This window comes from Hydrogenophaga luteola (genome assembly GCF_042648585.1).
GTDB lineage: Bacteria > Pseudomonadota > Gammaproteobacteria > Burkholderiales > Burkholderiaceae_C > Hydrogenophaga > Hydrogenophaga luteola.
The window spans coordinates 288,574-303,880 of record NZ_JBHRXX010000009.1; the positions used below are offsets into that span (position 1 = coordinate 288,574).

Below are 15,307 nucleotides of genomic sequence, written 5' to 3' on the forward strand. Positions count from 1 at the left end.
CCATGGACCTCATCCTCTGGCGCCACGCCGAAGCCCAGGACCACCCCTATGGCGAGCAGGGTGCGCAGGGCGATCCGCTGGACCTGGAACGGCGGCTGACCCCGCGCGGCGAGAAGCAGGCCACGCGCATGGCCGCCTGGCTGGACCGGCAGCTGCCGGACGGTGCCAAGGTGTATGTGAGCCCGGCCGAGCGGGCCCGCCAGACCGCCCACGCGCTCGGCCGCAAGCCGCGCGTGCGCGACGAGCTGCTGCCCGGGGCCGACCCGGCCGCCGTGCTGGCGCTGGTCGGCTGGCCCGAAGGCCGTGGCCCGGTGGTCGTGATCGGGCACCAGCCGACGCTGGGCCAGGTGATCGCCCAGCTGCTGAACCTGCCCGACGGCGAGTGCACCATGCGCAAGGGCTCGGTCTGGTGGCTGCGCCAGCGCGAGCGCAACGGCCGCATGCAGACCGTGATCGTCACGGTGCAGACGCCGGAACTGGTCTGAGCGGAGCCTGAACGCCTTCAGGTGGTGAGAGCGCCTCTCGCGTGCCCTGCACCACCTGCTCGAGCAGCCCGTCGTAGGCAAAGACCTCGGGGTCTTGGGCCAGAGAACGTGTCTCCAGCACCTCGCACAGCTGCGCCAGCCGCGCCGCGCAGGTGTTGAGTGCGGCGCCCTTGAGCTGGTGCGCGGCGTTGCTCAGCGCCTCGTAGTCGCGGGTCGCCATGGCCTGGCGGATGTCGTTCATGCGCGTGTCCAGTTCGGCCAGGAAGTCCTGCACGATGGCGCCGCGCACCTTGCCCGCGCCGTTGTCGAACTCGCCCAGCATGGTCCAGCGCTCGGTGTTGATCCAGGGCGCGGCGGGCCGGGTCGGGGCCGGGCCTGTGGCGTTGGTGGCATCGTCGGCGGCGGCGGGTGCGCGCTCGATCCAGCGCTGCAGCGCCTGGCCCAGTGCGTGCAGTTCCAGCGGTTTGGCCAGGTAGTCCGACATGCCTGCGGCCAGGCAGCGGGTGCGGTCGTTGGGCAGGCTCGACGCAGACACGCCCAGCACGATGGGGGCGGCAGGCCCCAGGCGCTCGCGGATCTGACGCGTGGTCGCGGCGCCATCCATTTCAGGCATGTGGCTGTCCATCAGCACCAGGGCGTAGGGCTGGTGCTCGCGCTGGGCCTGTTCCACCGCCTCGACCGCGCGCAGGCCGTTGTCCTGCAGGTCGTGCGGATAGCCCAGCCGGTGGAGCATGGCGGAGGCCACCTTGAGGTTGGTCAGGTTGTCGTCCACCACCAACACGCGGCGGGGGCTGCGCGCCAGCTGCAGCGTGGGCAACAGGGGTGCCACGATGTCCTCGGGACGGGCGGGCTGGGCGCGGATGGTGAACGAGAAGGTCGAACCCACGCCGGTCTGGCTGTGCACCTGGATGCGGCCCCCCATGCGCTCCACCAGGTGGCGGCAGATCATCAGCCCCAGGCCGGTGCCGCCGTAGACGCGCGCGGTGGAGGTGTCGCCTTGCGAGAAGGGCTGGAACAGCTCGCCCAGCCGCTGCTGCGAGATGCCGACGCCGGTGTCGCTGACGCTGAAGCCCAGGGTCAGCGGATCACCCGGCTGCTCGACCCAGGCGCGCAGGCAGACCTCGCCGTGGTGGGTGAACTTCACCGCGTTGGACAGCAGGTTCAGCAACACCTGGCGCAGGCGCGTGATGTCGCTCACGATGGCCCGTGGCAGGTCCGGGCGCAGGTCGACGCGCAGCACCAGCCCCTTTTCCTGGCAGCGCAGCCGGGAGATGTCGCACACGCCCTGGATGGCCGCGTGCAGGTCCATCGGCAGGTGTTCCAGCGCCAGCTTGCCCGATTCGATCTTGGAGAAGTCGAGGATGTCGTCGACTACGGCCAGCAGCTGTTCGCTGGACACCTTGAGCACGCCCAGCAACTCTTTTTGAGACGGTGTCAGACCGGTGTCGGTGAGCAGCTGGCTCATGCCGACCACCCCGTTGAGCGGGGTGCGGATCTCGTGGCTCATCACCGCCAGGAAGCCGGCCTTGGCCCGCACCGCGGCCAGCGCTTCTTCGCGCGAAGTGGCGAGTTCGGCGGTGCGCAGGCGCACCCGTTCTTCCAGCAGCAGGGTGGCGTCGCGCAGGGCCTTGTTCTTTCGTTTGATCGCCCGGTTGTAGGCGTGCAGCTTGAGCGCGCTGTCGTGCATCACGCGAGAGAGGTTGTGCACCTCCTTGAACGGGGCCTTTTCCTGCACCGGCGGCACCTGGCCGGAGCCCAGCTGGGTGGCGGACTTGTTGAGCTGGTGGAACTGGGCCGACAGGCGCCGCGCGACCAGGAAGGCGCCCAGCACACCGATACCTATGAGCCCCGCCATTGCCAGCAGCGCCCACTGGCGGGCCTGGAGCACGTGGGCTGTGAAGTCTTCTTCCGGCGCCACCACCACCAGCTGCCAGCCCAGTTCGTACTTGGCGCCGAAGGGCCGCTGCAGCGCGATCAGGCGGTTGCTGGCCAGGCCCAGGCGCTGCAGCCAGTTGCGTTCGGTCTCCAGCCGCACCAGGCCCGGCGCGCGCCGCGAGCCCTGGCGGTCGGGTGAGAACAGCTGGGTGTAGGACTCGCGCACCAGCGGCTCGCGGCTCTGCAGCGGCGTGATGCGCTGGTGGCGGCCGTTGACCAGCTCGCTCAGTTCCTCGTCGACCGACGAGGCCACCATGCGGCCCTGGCCATCGACCAGGTAGGTCACCGCGCGATCGCTGATGCGCGTGCTGCGGATCAGCTCGGTCAGGCGCGCCAGGCTCATGTCCACCGCCATCACGCCCAGCAGCGTCTTGTTGTCGGTGTCGAAAATGGGCTGCGCCAGCGTCAGGTCGAACTGGCTTTTCACCGCCGAGCGGTAGACGTCGGTGAACACGCGTTTGCCGGTGCTCGCGGCCAGCTGGTACCAGGGGCGCTTGCGCGGGTCGTAGACGGTCTCTTCGGTCCTGACCAGGCGGCTTCGGTCGCCAGGCTCGCTGATCTCGTAGTGGCGCCGGCCGCTCTCGCCGGGCAGGATCTCGCGCACCACGAAGCGGCCTTCCTCACGTTCAAGCCCGAAGAAGGTCCCGTCGGTGGTGCCGTAGTAAAGATAGGGCACGTTGGGCGACTGCTGAGTCAGCGCATAGGCCATTAGCTCGAAGGCGGCCGGATCGCGCAGCCAGTTGCGCGTGCGCTCGGCCTCGGCCCCGCTGGTGGGCACCGGCGGTACCAGCGCGTTGACCACGGTGTGCGACTCGCCCAGGTGGGCCAGCGCGCCCACGTCCACCCGGTGCGCGGCCTGGCTGATCGCGTTTTCGGCCAGGGTGTCGATGGACTGCGAGCTGTTGGACGAAAGCAGCCAGGACACCAGTACCGCGGGGATCAGCGCCGACAGCACCAGTGCGGCGATCAGCGCCGGGCCGATCGAGAGGCGGCGCCGGCTGGTCGGCGTGGGCGTGTCGCGCTCGGCCATCGGTCAGTACGACGGCAAGGGGTCGACGGCGCAGACCTCCAGCGGCTCGGCGCACTGGGGCAAGGTGACGAAGTGGCGCGAGACGGGCTGCACCGCCCCGGTCACCGAGCGCAGCACGGGGATCGACAGCGTCACCGGGTGCGGACCGGCCGCGGCGCGCTGCATCGCCAGGGCATTGACCACGGTTTCGCCCACCGGCAGCACCTGGGCCGCACCACCGAGCAGGCCGTCCAGCCGCATCATGGCCACCGGTCCGCTGTGGATGGCGATGCCGGCCTCGAAGCGCGGCAGCGCCCGGTCGGGGAACTGTTGCTTGACCCAGCCCTGCATGGCCGCGGCCGACTTGCGCAGGCCGAAGGCGGCCTTGACCGCGCGCAGGCCCTGGTGGGCGGTGGTTTGGGACGCCCGGTCGGTGAACACCGCCAACAGCCCGTCGCCGACGAAGTGCGCCGAGGTGGCGCCGAACAGGTGGACGGTATCGCCGCCCCCTTCGTAGAAGCGCTTGAGCGTCATGGCCAGCTGCTGCGGGTCCAGGGCACGCGCCCACTCCCGGTCGTTGCGGATGTCGGCGAACAGCACGGTGGCTTGCGGGTGGAAGTCCTCGCGGTCGCCCTGGGCCTCGCCGGGCCACTGTTCGCTCAGTTCGTGGGCCAGCCGCAGTTCGTACTGCTCCTGCAGGGTCCAGGCCTGTTCGTCCAGGGCCTCGTTCACGGCCTCCTTCACCTGCAGTTCCAGCGCTGCGGTGCGCATGGCCTTGCGGTTGAGCTGGGCCGCCACCGCGTCGACCAGTTCGCGCGGGTGCACGGGTTTGGTCAGGTAGTCGTCGGCGCCCAGCGTCATGCCCTGGCGCATGTCGCGCCGCTCCTGCAGCGAGGTCAGCAGGATGAACGGGGTCTGCTGAAGGGCCGCGTGTTCGCGCACCGCCTTGAGCAGGTCGAAGCCGTTGACACCTGGCATGTTGATGTCGCTGACGACCAGGTCCGGCCGGTACTGCCGGATCGTCATCCACGCCGACTGCCCGTTGTTGGCTGTCAGCACCTCGTGCCCCTGCAGGTGCAGGGCCGCCTCGATGAGACGCATTGTTCCGGCGTCGTCTTCCGCCACCACGATCAGAGCCATTGTTTTTCTTCGTTTTTCAGGCCGCCGAAGGCCCCTTGAAGGGCGATGGTATCGGTTGAACGGGCGGCGATGTGGCGCGAAGCACACGTCGCCGTGCCGCTTTCAACGGATGTCGGCGGAGAATTTCCAGTTTGATTTCTGCCAGGCCAGCAACTCTTCCCCGAGCAACCAGGCCGACTGGGGGAAGCGCCGGGCCCACCCCTCGGGCGTCACCAGCCGGAACGCGCCGGCCTTGTAGCCCAGCTTCAGGGTCTCGTGTTCGGGCATCCGTCGCGCGTGGCACAGGATGACCGCCAACCGCAGGCACAGCAGCTGTTTGGCGAACAGCTCGTCCTGCAGGGGTTCTTCCAGTTTGCGCAGCTTGCCGCGCTGGCCCAGCACCAGCTGGCTCATGCGGTGCAGTTCGGGGAACGAGAAGCCCGATGCGTCCACGTTGTCCAGGATGTAGGCGCCGTGGTGGTAGGAGCGGTCGTGCGAAATGTGGGTGCCGATCTCGTGCAGCCGCGCGGCCCAGGCCAGCTTCTGCGAGAAGCGCTCGTTGGCCTCGCCGGCAGCGACCTGGGCGAAGAGGGCGGTGGCCACCTCGCTCACCCGCTGCGCCTGCGCGGCGTCCACCGAAAAGCGCTCGCTGAGCCAGCGCACGGTGCGCTCGCGCACGTCGCCGCCCCCGGCGTCGCGGTCGATCAGGTCGTAGAGGGCGCCGTGCCGCAGCGCACCTTGGGCGGGAATCATCTCTGCGATACCGAACAGGTCGAACACGGCGCGCAGCACGCTCACACCGCCGCCGATCACCGGCCGGCGGTCGTCCTTCATGCCTTCCATGCGCAGCTGGTCGGCGCTGCCCACCTTGATCAGTCGCTCGACCAGCCAGTCCAGCCCGTCGCGCGTGACCACGCCGGCCGGCCAGCCGTTGGCGGACAGTACGTCGGCCACCGCGCCCACGGTGCCCGAGGAGCCGTAGGCCACCGACCACAGCGAGGGAGGGAAGCTGTCCAGCGCCTGGTCGAGCACCGCCTTGGCCGCGATCTCGGCCGTGCGGAAGGCATCGGCTGTGAACTGGCCCTTGGGAAAGTAGCGCGTGGACCAGGCGACGCTGCCCAGCCGGTACGACTCCATCTGGCTGGCGGTGTAGCCCTGGCCGATGATCATTTCGGTGGAGCGGCCACCAATGTCCACCACCAGCCGCCGCTCGTCCGACTGCGGCAGCAGGTGGGAGACGCCCTGGTAGATCAGCCGCGCCTCCTCCTGGCCCGAAATCACCTCGATGCCAAAACCGAGGATGGCCTGCGCCTTTTGCAGGAAGTCGTCCCGGTTGCGCGCCTCGCGCAGGGTCTGGGTGGCCACCGCGCGCACCTGCTGCTTGCGAAAGCCGTGCAGGCGTTCGGCGAAGCGGGCCAGGCAGTCCCAGCCGCGCTGCATGGCCGCCGGGCTGAGCATCTTGTTCTCGTCCAGACCGTTGCCCTGGCGCACGGTTTCCTTGATGTACTCGACGCGCTCGATATGGCCCGACTGGAGGCGTCCGATTTCGAGGCGGAAGCTGTTGGAGCCAAGGTCGATGGCGGCGAGCAGGGTACCGTTTTGCATGGGGCGGGCGCTGACGAAAGTGGGCCGATTGTGACGCATGGGCCGCACCGTCCGGCTTGAAGCCGTGGCCCGTGCTGCGTATGCTGCGCTCTTCGTCCTCCCGTCCCGTTTGCTTTCCGGACCCGCTCGCATGTACCAGCGCACCCGCTTCGAAACCGCTTCCGACCGTCGCCAGTGGCTGGGCGCGGCGATGGCCGTGGTCGCCGCCGGGCTGGTGAGACCCGTCCTGGGGCAGCCGGTGACGGCCGCCGCCGAAGAGGCCAAGGCGCCGCCCTTGCCGGCGCTGGGCAGCACCCTGTCGGTGCCGGCGGTGGACCTCATTGGCGGTGGGCGGTTCGACCCCCAGCAGGCGCATGGCAAGCCGCTGCTGGTGTATTGGTGGGCCAGCACCTGCCCGTTCTGCGCGCTGCAGAGCCCAGAGATGGACGCCTTCTGGAAGGCGCAGCAGGGGCGTGGGCTGCAGATGCTGGCGCTGTCGATCGACCGAAAGCCGGCCGACGCCGAGCAATACCTTAAGAAAAAAGGCTACGGATTTCCGGCTGCCTGGGCCTCCCCGGCCTGGCGCCAGGCCTTCCCCAAGCCCAGGGGGCTGCCGGTGACGCTGCTGGCAGGGCCGGACGGCCGCCTGCTACTGGCCGAAAAGGGCCAGATGTTTGCGGAAGACGTGCAGGACATGGGCCGCCTTTTCTGAAGGCTGTCATGTGACATCGTCGTTTTGTCACAGAGCTGTCACGGTGGGTGCCTAGAGTCCGGGGCTGTGAACCTTTTCACCAACCCGTGAGGACCCGAATGATCACCAAACGCTCCCTTCTGAAGACCGTCGCCGCCGCCGCCCTGGCCACCATGGCGATCGCCCCGGCCTTTGCTGCCGACATCACCGGCGCGGGCGCCACGTTCCCGTTCCCGGTCTACGCCAAGTGGGCAGAGGCCTACAAGAAGGAAACCGGCACCGGCCTGAACTACCAGTCCATCGGCTCCTCCGGCGGCATCAAGCAGATCCGTGCCAAGACCGTGACCTTCGGCGCCACCGACGCCCCGGTGCCCGGTGCTGATCTGGACAAGGACGGCATGATCCAGTTCCCGGCCATCATCGGCGGCACCGTGCCCGTGATCAACCTCGACGGCTTCCAGCCTGGCGAACTGCGCGTGACCGGCCCCGTGCTGGCCGAGATGTTCATGGGCAAGATCGCCAAGTGGAACGACCCCAAGCTGGTGGCCCTGAACCCCGGCAAGAAGCTGCCGGAAGAGAACATCACCGTGGTGCACCGCGCCGACGGTTCGGGCACCACCTTCAACTGGACCGACTACCTCAGCGCCGTGAGCAAGGAGTGGGCCGATTCCGTGGGCAAGGGCGCCGCCGTCAAGTGGCCGGCCGCTTCGTCCGTCGGTGGCAAGGGCAACGAAGGCGTGGCCGCCAATGTCAACCGCATCAAGGGTGCGGTCGGCTACGTGGAATACGCCTACGTGAAGAAGAACAAGATGAACTTCATGCAGCTGCAGAACGCCAACGGCAAGTACGTCAGCCCCGACGACACCACCTTCGCTGCCGCCGCCGCCAGCGCCGACTGGTTCAGCGTGCCGGGCATGGGCATCTCCATGGTCAACGCCAAGGGCGACAACGCATGGCCCGTGTCGACCGCCTCGTTCATCCTGATGTACAAGAACCCGGAAGACAAGGCCGCCTCGGCCGAAGCCCTGAAGTTCTTCGACTGGGCCTTCAGCAAGGGCAAGACCCTGGCCACCGAGCTGGACTATGTGCCGCTGCCTGACGCCCTGACCGCCCAGATCCGCAGCAAGGTCTGGAACCAGGTCGCCAAGTAATACAGGCACCCGTGGCCCGGGCTCTGGTGCACACTTTGCACCGGTTCCCGGGCCTTTCAACGGTATGAAAGCACCTGAAGGGGACCCCATCATGAGCGTGGGCATCACCATGACGTCGCCATCCGAGGCCGCAGCGCCGGCCAATTCCCGCATGCTGTCGATCGCGCGCAAGCAGCGGTTGCAGGACGCCCTGTTTCACCGTGTCACCCAGCTGTTCTCGCTGCTGGTGCTGGTCGCCCTGCTGGGCATCATCGTCTCGCTGTTCATCAATGCACTGCCCGTCCTGCAGAAGTTCGGCGCCCGGTTCATCTGGTACGTCGAGTGGGACATCATCAACGAAGAATTCGGTGCCGCGATCGCCATCGTCGGCACCCTTGCCAGTGCCGGCATTGCGCTGCTGATCGCAGTGCCGCTGGCCTTCGGCATCGCGCTGTTCCTGACCGAAACCTGCCCGCCCTGGTTGCGACGTCCGCTGGGCACGGCCATCGAGCTGCTGGCGGCGGTGCCGTCCATCATCTACGGCATGTTCGGCCTGTTCGTGTTCGCGCCGCTGTTCGCAGACTACTTCCAGGTGCCGGTGCAGAAGCTCATGAGCGGCATGCCCCTGATCGGCTTCCTGTTCGGCGGTTCCACCAACGGCATGGGCATCCTGGCCGCCGGCATCGTGCTGGCCTTCATGGTGCTGCCCTTCGTGGCCGCCGTGATGCGCGACGTGTTCGAGATCGTGCCGCCCATCCTGCGCGAGTCGGCTTATGGCCTGGGCTGCACCACTTGGGAGGTGGTGCGCCGCGTGGTGCTGCCCTATACGCAGAAGGGTGTGATCGGCGGCGTGATGCTGGGTCTGGGCCGTGCGCTGGGCGAGACCATGGCGGTCACTTTCGTGATCGGCAACGCCAACCGCATGCCCACCTCCCTGTTCTCGCCGGGTACCTCGATCGCCTCCACGCTGGCCAACGAGTTCGGCGAGGCCGCCGACTTCCACATCTCGGCCCTGTTCGCGCTGGGCTTCCTGCTGTTTGTCATCACCTTCATCGTGCTGGCCCTGGCCAAGTGGATGATCGTGCGCGCCGAGAAGGCAAAGGGGCTGTGACATGAACGATTTCAACCAATCCCTCTATCAGCGCCGCAAGCTGTCCAACGCCGTCGGTCTGACCCTGTCCATGGGCTCCATGGTGCTGGGCCTGGCGGTGCTGCTGTGGATCCTGTACGTGCTGCTGTCCAACGGCCTGGCTGCGCTGGACCTGAACATGTTCACCCACGACACCCCGGCGCCGGGTTCTGAAGGCGGCGGCCTGCGCAACGCCATCGTCGGCAGCCTGCTGATGGTGGGTGCCACAGTGCTGTTTGCCACCCCCATCGGCATTTTTGCCGGCGTGTACCTTGCCGAGTACGGCGATACCAGCAAGACCGCCGAACTGACCCGTTTCGTGACCGACATCATGCTGTCGGCCCCGTCCATCGTGCTGGGCCTGTTCGTCTACGCGATCGCGGTGGCCACGGTCGGCGGTTTCTCCGGCTGGGCTGGCACGCTGGCGCTGTCGCTGATCGCGGTGCCCGTGATCGTGCGCACCACCGAGAACATGCTGCGACTGGTGCCGGGCAGCTTGCGCGAGGCGGCATTCGCCCTGGGCGCGCCGCGCTGGAAGGTCGCCTCCATGGTCACGCTGCGCGCCGCCAAGAGCGGTGTCATGACCGGCCTGCTGCTGGCCGTGGCCCGCATCAGTGGTGAGACGGCGCCGCTGCTGTTCACTGCGCTGAACAACCAGTTCTTCAACGCCGACATGAGCAAGCCCATGGCCAATCTGCCGGTCGTGATCTTTCAGTTCGCCATGAGCCCCTACGACAACTGGATCCGCCTGGCCTGGGGCGGCGCGCTGCTGATCACCCTGGCCGTGCTCATCCTGAACATCGTTGCCCGCGTCTTCTTCCGGAACAAGACTCCTGCCTGAGCCAGGCGCCACCCACACGGAAACCACCCACATGATCGCCACCGCCATCGCTCCCGCCGCCGTCGAACAGCGCAACGCGCTCGAGGTGCGCAACCTCAACTTCTTCTACGGCAAGTTCCAGGGTCTCAAGAACGTGACCATGGACATCGCCGAGAAGAAGGTGACTGCCTTCATCGGCCCGTCGGGCTGCGGCAAGTCCACGCTGCTGCGTACGCTCAACCGCATGTACAGCCTCTACCCCGGCCAGCGCGCCGAAGGGCAGATCAACTTCTACGGCGACAACATCCTCGACCCCAAGCAGGACCTGAACCTGCTGCGCGCGCGCATCGGCATGGTGTTCCAGAAGCCGACGCCGTTTCCGATGTCGATCTACGACAACATCGCCTTCGGTGTGCGCCTCTACGAGAACCTGTCCAACAGCGAGATGGACGACCGCGTCGAGTGGGCCCTGAGCAAGGCGGCGCTGTGGACCGAGGTGAAGGACAAGCTCAACCAGAGCGGCCTGTCGCTCTCCGGTGGTCAGCAGCAGCGCCTGTGCATCGCGCGCAGCGTGGCGGTCAAGCCCTCGGTGCTGCTGCTGGACGAGCCGACCTCGGCGCTGGACCCGATCTCCACCGGCAAGGTGGAGGAGCTGGTGCACGAGCTCAAGAAGGACTACACCATCGCCATCGTCACGCACAACATGCAGCAGGCCGCCCGTTGCAGCGACTTCACGGCCTACATGTACCTGGGTGAACTGATCGAGTTCGGTTCCACCGAGCAGATCTTCTTCAAGCCCACGCGCACAGAGACCGAGGACTACATCACCGGCCGCTTCGGCTGATACAGGGAGCACAACATGGGTGACAAACACATTTCCAGCCAGTTCGACGCCGAGCTCAACTCCATCTCCACCCACGTGCTGGAGATGGGCGGGCTGGTCGAATCCCAGCTTCACCAGGCGGTCTACGCCCTGGTCCATCTGAGCCAGGAGACGGCCGAGCAGGTGCTCGAGACCGAGAACCGGATCAACCAGATGGAGATGAACATCGACCACGAGATCATCTCCACCATCGGCCGCCGCCAGCCCACCGCGCGCGACCTGCGCTTCCTGATGGCGATCTCGCGCACCACCCAGAACCTGGAGCGTGCCGGCGACGAGATCGCCCGCGTTGCGCGCATGGTGAAGTCGATCATCGAAAGCGGTTCGCCGCGTTCGCTGCCCATCTCCGAGCTACGCCTGGCCGCCGACCTGGCCGCCGGCATGCTGCGAAAAACGCTGGATTCGTTCGCCCGTCTGGACACCAACATGGCGCTGGCGATCATCAAGGAAGACGACGCCATCGACGGCGAGTACAACGGCTTCCTGCGCAAGCTCATCACGTACATGATGGAAGACCCGCGCACCATCTCACCGAGCCTGGACCTGCTGTTCCTGGCCAAGTCTCTGGAGCGCGTGGGCGACCACGCCAAGAACATCGCCGAGCAGATCATCTTCGTGGTCAAGGGCGAGGACGTGCGCCACAGCTCGATGGACAAAGTGCAGTCGGTGGTGGGATGACCAGAACCACAACTCCTGTGCCGTTTCCAGGATCGACATTGTGAAAAAACTACCCCGCGTGCTGGTGGTCGAGGATGAACCGGCGATTGCCGAGCTGATCGCGGTCAATCTGCGCCACAACGGTTTTGCGCCCACGGTCGTGTTCGACGGCGAATCGGCACGCCGAGAGATCGACGCCGTGCTGCCCGACGTGATCCTGCTGGACTGGATGCTGCCCGGCGAGAGCGGCGCTGCCCTGGCCCGCACCTGGCGCCGCCAGGAGCGTACCAAGACCGTTCCCATCCTGATGCTGACGGCCCGCAGCGACGAGTCGGACAAGGTGCAGGGCTTGGACGCTGGCGCCGACGACTACATCACCAAGCCTTTTTCCACTCAGGAACTGCTGGCGCGCATCCGCGCCGTGTTGCGCCGCCGTGCGCCCGAGATCGTCAACGACTCGGTGCAGGTGGGCGAGCTGTCGCTGGACGCAGCCACCTACCGCGTGAGCTTCCGCGAGGTCGAACTCAAGCTGGGGCCGACCGAATTCAAGCTGCTGCACTACCTGATGAAGCACCCGGAGCGCGTGCACACGCGTGGTACCCTGCTCGACAAGATATGGGGCGACCATGTCTTCATCGAGGAGCGCACCGTGGACGTACACGTCAAGCGACTGAGGGAATCCCTGGGCGACGCCGCCGGCATGGTCGAAACGGTGCGTGGTGCGGGCTACCGCCTCACGGCCCGGGTGGCCGTCGGGCAGGGAAGCGGCGACAGCGCCGCATGATCAGCCGGGCGGTGGGGCTGCTGCTGCTGGTCGCAGCGGCTGGCGCGTGGGGCTGGTCCAGAGGCTCAGCGACTTGGACACTGGCGGGAGCGGGCCTGGGTGCCTTGCTCTGGCTGGCTTGGGACAGCCTGCGCGCTGCGCAGCTGCTGCGCTGGCTCAGCCGGGCCGACGACATTCACATCCCCAGGCTCTCCGGGCTCTGGGGAGAGCTGCTGGAGCGCACGCGCAAGCGGTTCCGTTCTCTCGAACAGAAGGCCCATGGCAGTGATGAGCGGCTGGAGGATTTTCTGGCCGCCATCCAGGCCTCGCCCAACGGGGTGGTGCTGCTCGACAGCATGGCTCGCATCGAGTGGTCCAACCTGACGGCGGCACAGCACCTGGGCATCGATCCGCAGCGCGACATCGGGCAGTACGTGCGCAACCTCGTGCGGCATCCGAGTTTCAATGCCTACATGGACGCGGGTGACTTCGGTTCGGAGATCGAGGTCGACGGTCCTGGCCAGCGCCCGACCCAGCCCAGAAAAATCTCGCTGCAGATCCACCCCTATGGTGACCAGCGGCAGCTGATGCTCACGCGAGATGTCACGGCGGTGCAGCTGGCCGAGTCGATGCGCCGGGATTTTGTGGCCAACGTCTCGCACGAAATCCGCACGCCGCTGACGGTGCTCAGCGGTTTTGTGGAGACCATGCAAAGCCTGCCGCTGGAGGAGGCCGACCGCCACCGTTTTCTGGGCCTCATGAGCCAGCAGGCCCAGCGCATGCAGACGCTGGTGAACGACCTGCTGACACTGTCGCGGCTGGAAGGCAGTCCCGTGCCGAGCACCGCGGAGTGGGTCGGGGTCTCTGAGCTGCTGCGTCAGGCGGTGCAGGAGGCGCAGGGCTTGTCTGCCGTGATCGCCGACCCGGTGCATCGGATCGAGGTGGTGCCCGGGCCTGAGCTGCAGGTGGCAGGCAGCCGCAACGAACTGCTCAGCGCCATGTCCAACCTCCTGAGCAACGCGGTCCGTTACACGCCACCGGGGGGAAGCATCCGGGCCGGCTGGCGTCTGGTCGATGACGGAGGCGGCGAATTCTTCGTGGAAGACACGGGACCGGGCATTGAAGCCGAGCACCTTCCGCGCCTGACCGAGCGCTTCTACCGTGTGGACCGCAGCCGCTCGCGCGAGACGGGGGGCACGGGTCTTGGGCTGGCCATCGTCAAACATGTGGCACAGCGCCACGGTGGACAGGTGGTGGTGCACAGCACGGTCGGGCGTGGCTCCACGTTCATCATCGCGCTGCCGGTTACCCGCGTGCGCGCCACCGGCACCTAGCGAGGCGGGCCGCCCACCCGCTGGTAGATCAGCACCCGTTCGCGGTCGTTGAGGCGCCGCACTGTGGCCTTGTAGGCCCAATCCGTCAGTGCCACCCGTTCGTCGAGCGTCGGTTGGGTGTCCGGGTTCACCACCATGATCCGGCACTCGCTTGCGGCCTCGTCACCGGTGCGGCGCAAACTGAGACCGCCCTGGAACTGCAGAGACGCGATCTGGGTCTGGCCAAGCCCGTCCACCAGTACGCAAGGTGAGCCGGGTGGCACCAGCGTGGCGATGCGGCGTGCCACCGGCCCATAGCTGCGGCCGTAGTCCAGCAGCGGCAGCCACAGCGTCATGAGCAGCAGCCAGCACAAGGTGGCGCCAGCGGCCGGCAGCACCAAACTTTTCCAGATCGCCTGCCGATGTCGCCCCACACGCCATGCCACCAGCCAGCCCCAGGCCAGGGTGGCCAGCAGCGCAGGCAGCAGGAGCAGCCAGGAGAACTCAGGGTTGAACCCGGGGGCCAGCTTGGCCACGTTGGCGGCGGGTTTGGCCGGGACGCCGGTTTGCATCGCGAACCAGATGACCCAGATCACCAAGGCGCACCCACTGAAAAAGACCAGCGTGAACCAGTCGATCAGCGCGGACACGCTGCGTCGCAGCGTGGGCAGCGCGAACGCGGCGAGCACCGCCAGCGCGGGCAGGGCCAGCAGCAGCGAACGGTCGAAGTCGGGGTTGATCGCACTGTTGACTACGCTGACCAGCGCCGCCCACAGAGGCAGCGCCACATGGGGGCTGCGCAACTGGTGGCGCCAGCGCCAGAGCGTCCAGAGCGCCAAGGGCCACGCGGGCCAGGTGAACCACACCAGCAGCTTGCCCCAGCGCTTCCAGTCCGCCACAGAGGCGGGCAGCGACAGCGCCTGTGGCCAGTGGATCTGCTGGGTGATCGACGCGAGCAAGGCGGCCAGCGCCAGCAGTCCCACCACCCAGCTCAGTTGCTGCGGCGCCGCTGCGCCCTGGGCGGACCGGCTGGTCCACACCAGCAACAGCAGGCCCGCACCCAAGGCCAGTGCGATCCAGGGCGCTCCGCTGAGCACCAGGCCCAGGGTGGCTGCACCCCACAGGGTCACTGCCTTCCATGGGTGGCGGGTCAGCGGCAGCGCCATGCGCGTGGCTGCCATCAGCACCGCGCTGACCATGGCCAGCCGCGCCAGGTCCGGCGTGGTTTCATGCGACATCTGGGCCAGGCCCAGGCAGGCCACCAGTGCCAGCAGTGCCGCGTCCGCCATCGCGCGCGCATAGTCGATCGGGTCCGCTTCGCCACCGAAGGCAAAGGCCACGGGCTGTGCGCTGGTCTGGCGCGCGAGGTGGTAGGTGGCGTACCAGGTGCAGACCAGGGTCAGCGCGAGCAGCATGCCGAACGGCACCCGGACGGCAAGATCGGGCGGCAGAAACGACAAGAATTGGATGGCCAGTGCTCCCAGCCAGTAGGGCAGTGGGCCCGTCATCTCGGCAGCCTGTCCCAGCACCTGGGGCTGCCACCAGTCACTGCTGCCGCGGGCCATTTCCATCATGGCGCCGAAAGCCGCCACGTCCAGGTTTTTCCACGGCTCCCGCCCCAGGAAACCGGGTAGCACGTAGGCCAGGCCCAGGAGCAGCAGGGCGAGCCTTGGCAGACGGCGCACGGCCGACTGGGTCACGATGGCGGGGGTGGCAAGACTCACGGCGGGGAATATACAGGGGTACGCTGGATGCTCAGGACGAAAAAAAAGCAGCCGGGTGATCGGCT

Annotated in this window: 13 protein-coding genes; 9 read left to right on the plus strand and 4 right to left on the minus strand. The window is 67.4% G+C overall.

Annotation, left to right across the window (positions count from 1 at the left end):
• Positions 1–2: 2 nt before the first annotated feature.
• Positions 3–485, plus strand: a complete 483-nt coding sequence (locus tag ACFOPI_RS20170) for a SixA phosphatase family protein (protein ID WP_382177939.1) — start codon at positions 3–5, stop codon at positions 483–485.
• On the opposite strand, the gene ACFOPI_RS20175 is transcribed toward ACFOPI_RS20170, so the two are convergent.
• The 3 genes from ACFOPI_RS20175 to ppx all read right to left on the minus strand — a co-directional run bounded on the left by ACFOPI_RS20175 (position 457) and on the right by ppx (position 6,153).
• Entirely contained in the window at positions 457–3,450 is a 2,994-nt protein-coding gene (locus ACFOPI_RS20175; protein ID WP_382177942.1) for a hybrid sensor histidine kinase/response regulator, read from the minus strand. The two genes, ACFOPI_RS20170 and ACFOPI_RS20175, sit on opposite strands and share 29 nt — an antisense overlap.
• Before the next feature lie 3 nt (positions 3,451–3,453).
• Entirely contained in the window at positions 3,454–4,569 is a 1,116-nt protein-coding gene (locus ACFOPI_RS20180; protein WP_382177945.1) for a response regulator, read from the minus strand.
• Between the two features lie 102 nt (positions 4,570–4,671).
• On the minus strand, positions 4,672–6,153 hold the full coding sequence (gene ppx / locus ACFOPI_RS20185; protein ID WP_382177947.1) for an exopolyphosphatase: 1,482 nt from the start codon (positions 6,151–6,153) through the stop codon (positions 4,672–4,674).
• Between the two features lie 130 nt (positions 6,154–6,283).
• On the opposite strand from ppx, the gene ACFOPI_RS20190 reads away from it, so the two are divergent.
• The 8 genes from ACFOPI_RS20190 (at position 6,284) to phoR (ending at position 13,539) form a co-directional block, all read left to right on the plus strand.
• The gene (locus ACFOPI_RS20190) at positions 6,284–6,844 is read left to right on the plus strand and encodes a TlpA family protein disulfide reductase (protein ID WP_382177949.1); all 561 of its coding nucleotides are present in this window, start codon (positions 6,284–6,286) and stop codon (positions 6,842–6,844) included.
• 98 nt (positions 6,845–6,942) lie between these two features.
• The gene (gene pstS, locus ACFOPI_RS20195) at positions 6,943–7,974 is read left to right on the plus strand and encodes a phosphate ABC transporter substrate-binding protein PstS (protein ID WP_382177952.1); all 1,032 of its coding nucleotides are present in this window, start codon (positions 6,943–6,945) and stop codon (positions 7,972–7,974) included.
• Positions 7,975–8,065: 91 nt separating this feature from the next.
• Positions 8,066–9,064, plus strand: coding sequence for a phosphate ABC transporter permease subunit PstC (gene pstC, locus ACFOPI_RS20200; RefSeq protein WP_382177955.1), 999 nt, complete (start codon positions 8,066–8,068; stop codon positions 9,062–9,064).
• A gap of 1 nt (position 9,065) precedes the next feature.
• A complete protein-coding gene (gene pstA, locus ACFOPI_RS20205) occupies positions 9,066–9,923 on the plus strand; it encodes a phosphate ABC transporter permease PstA (RefSeq protein ID WP_382177958.1) in 858 nt (285 codons plus the stop codon).
• A gap of 31 nt (positions 9,924–9,954) precedes the next feature.
• Positions 9,955–10,746 (plus strand): phosphate ABC transporter ATP-binding protein PstB, encoded by a 792-nt coding sequence (pstB, locus tag ACFOPI_RS20210; protein WP_382177960.1) that lies wholly within the window; start codon positions 9,955–9,957, stop codon positions 10,744–10,746.
• Between the two features lie 15 nt (positions 10,747–10,761).
• Positions 10,762–11,463 carry a phosphate signaling complex protein PhoU gene (gene phoU / locus ACFOPI_RS20215; protein ID WP_066260037.1) on the plus strand — a complete coding sequence of 234 codons (702 nt, stop codon included), beginning with the start codon at positions 10,762–10,764 and terminating at the stop codon, positions 11,461–11,463.
• 40 nt (positions 11,464–11,503) lie between these two features.
• Positions 11,504–12,226: a phosphate regulon transcriptional regulator PhoB gene (gene phoB, locus ACFOPI_RS20220; protein ID WP_382177963.1), complete on the plus strand. Its 723-nt coding sequence runs from the start codon at positions 11,504–11,506 to the stop codon at positions 12,224–12,226.
• Positions 12,223–13,539 (plus strand): phosphate regulon sensor histidine kinase PhoR, encoded by a 1,317-nt coding sequence (phoR, locus tag ACFOPI_RS20225; RefSeq protein WP_382177966.1) that lies wholly within the window; start codon positions 12,223–12,225, stop codon positions 13,537–13,539. Before phoB ends, phoR begins: the two co-directional genes overlap by 4 nt.
• Here phoR and ACFOPI_RS20230 read toward each other — a convergent pair.
• On the minus strand, positions 13,536–15,242 hold the full coding sequence (locus ACFOPI_RS20230) for a hypothetical protein (protein WP_382177969.1): 1,707 nt from the start codon (positions 15,240–15,242) through the stop codon (positions 13,536–13,538). The two genes, phoR and ACFOPI_RS20230, sit on opposite strands and share 4 nt — an antisense overlap.
• Between the last annotated feature and the right edge of the window lie 65 nt (positions 15,243–15,307).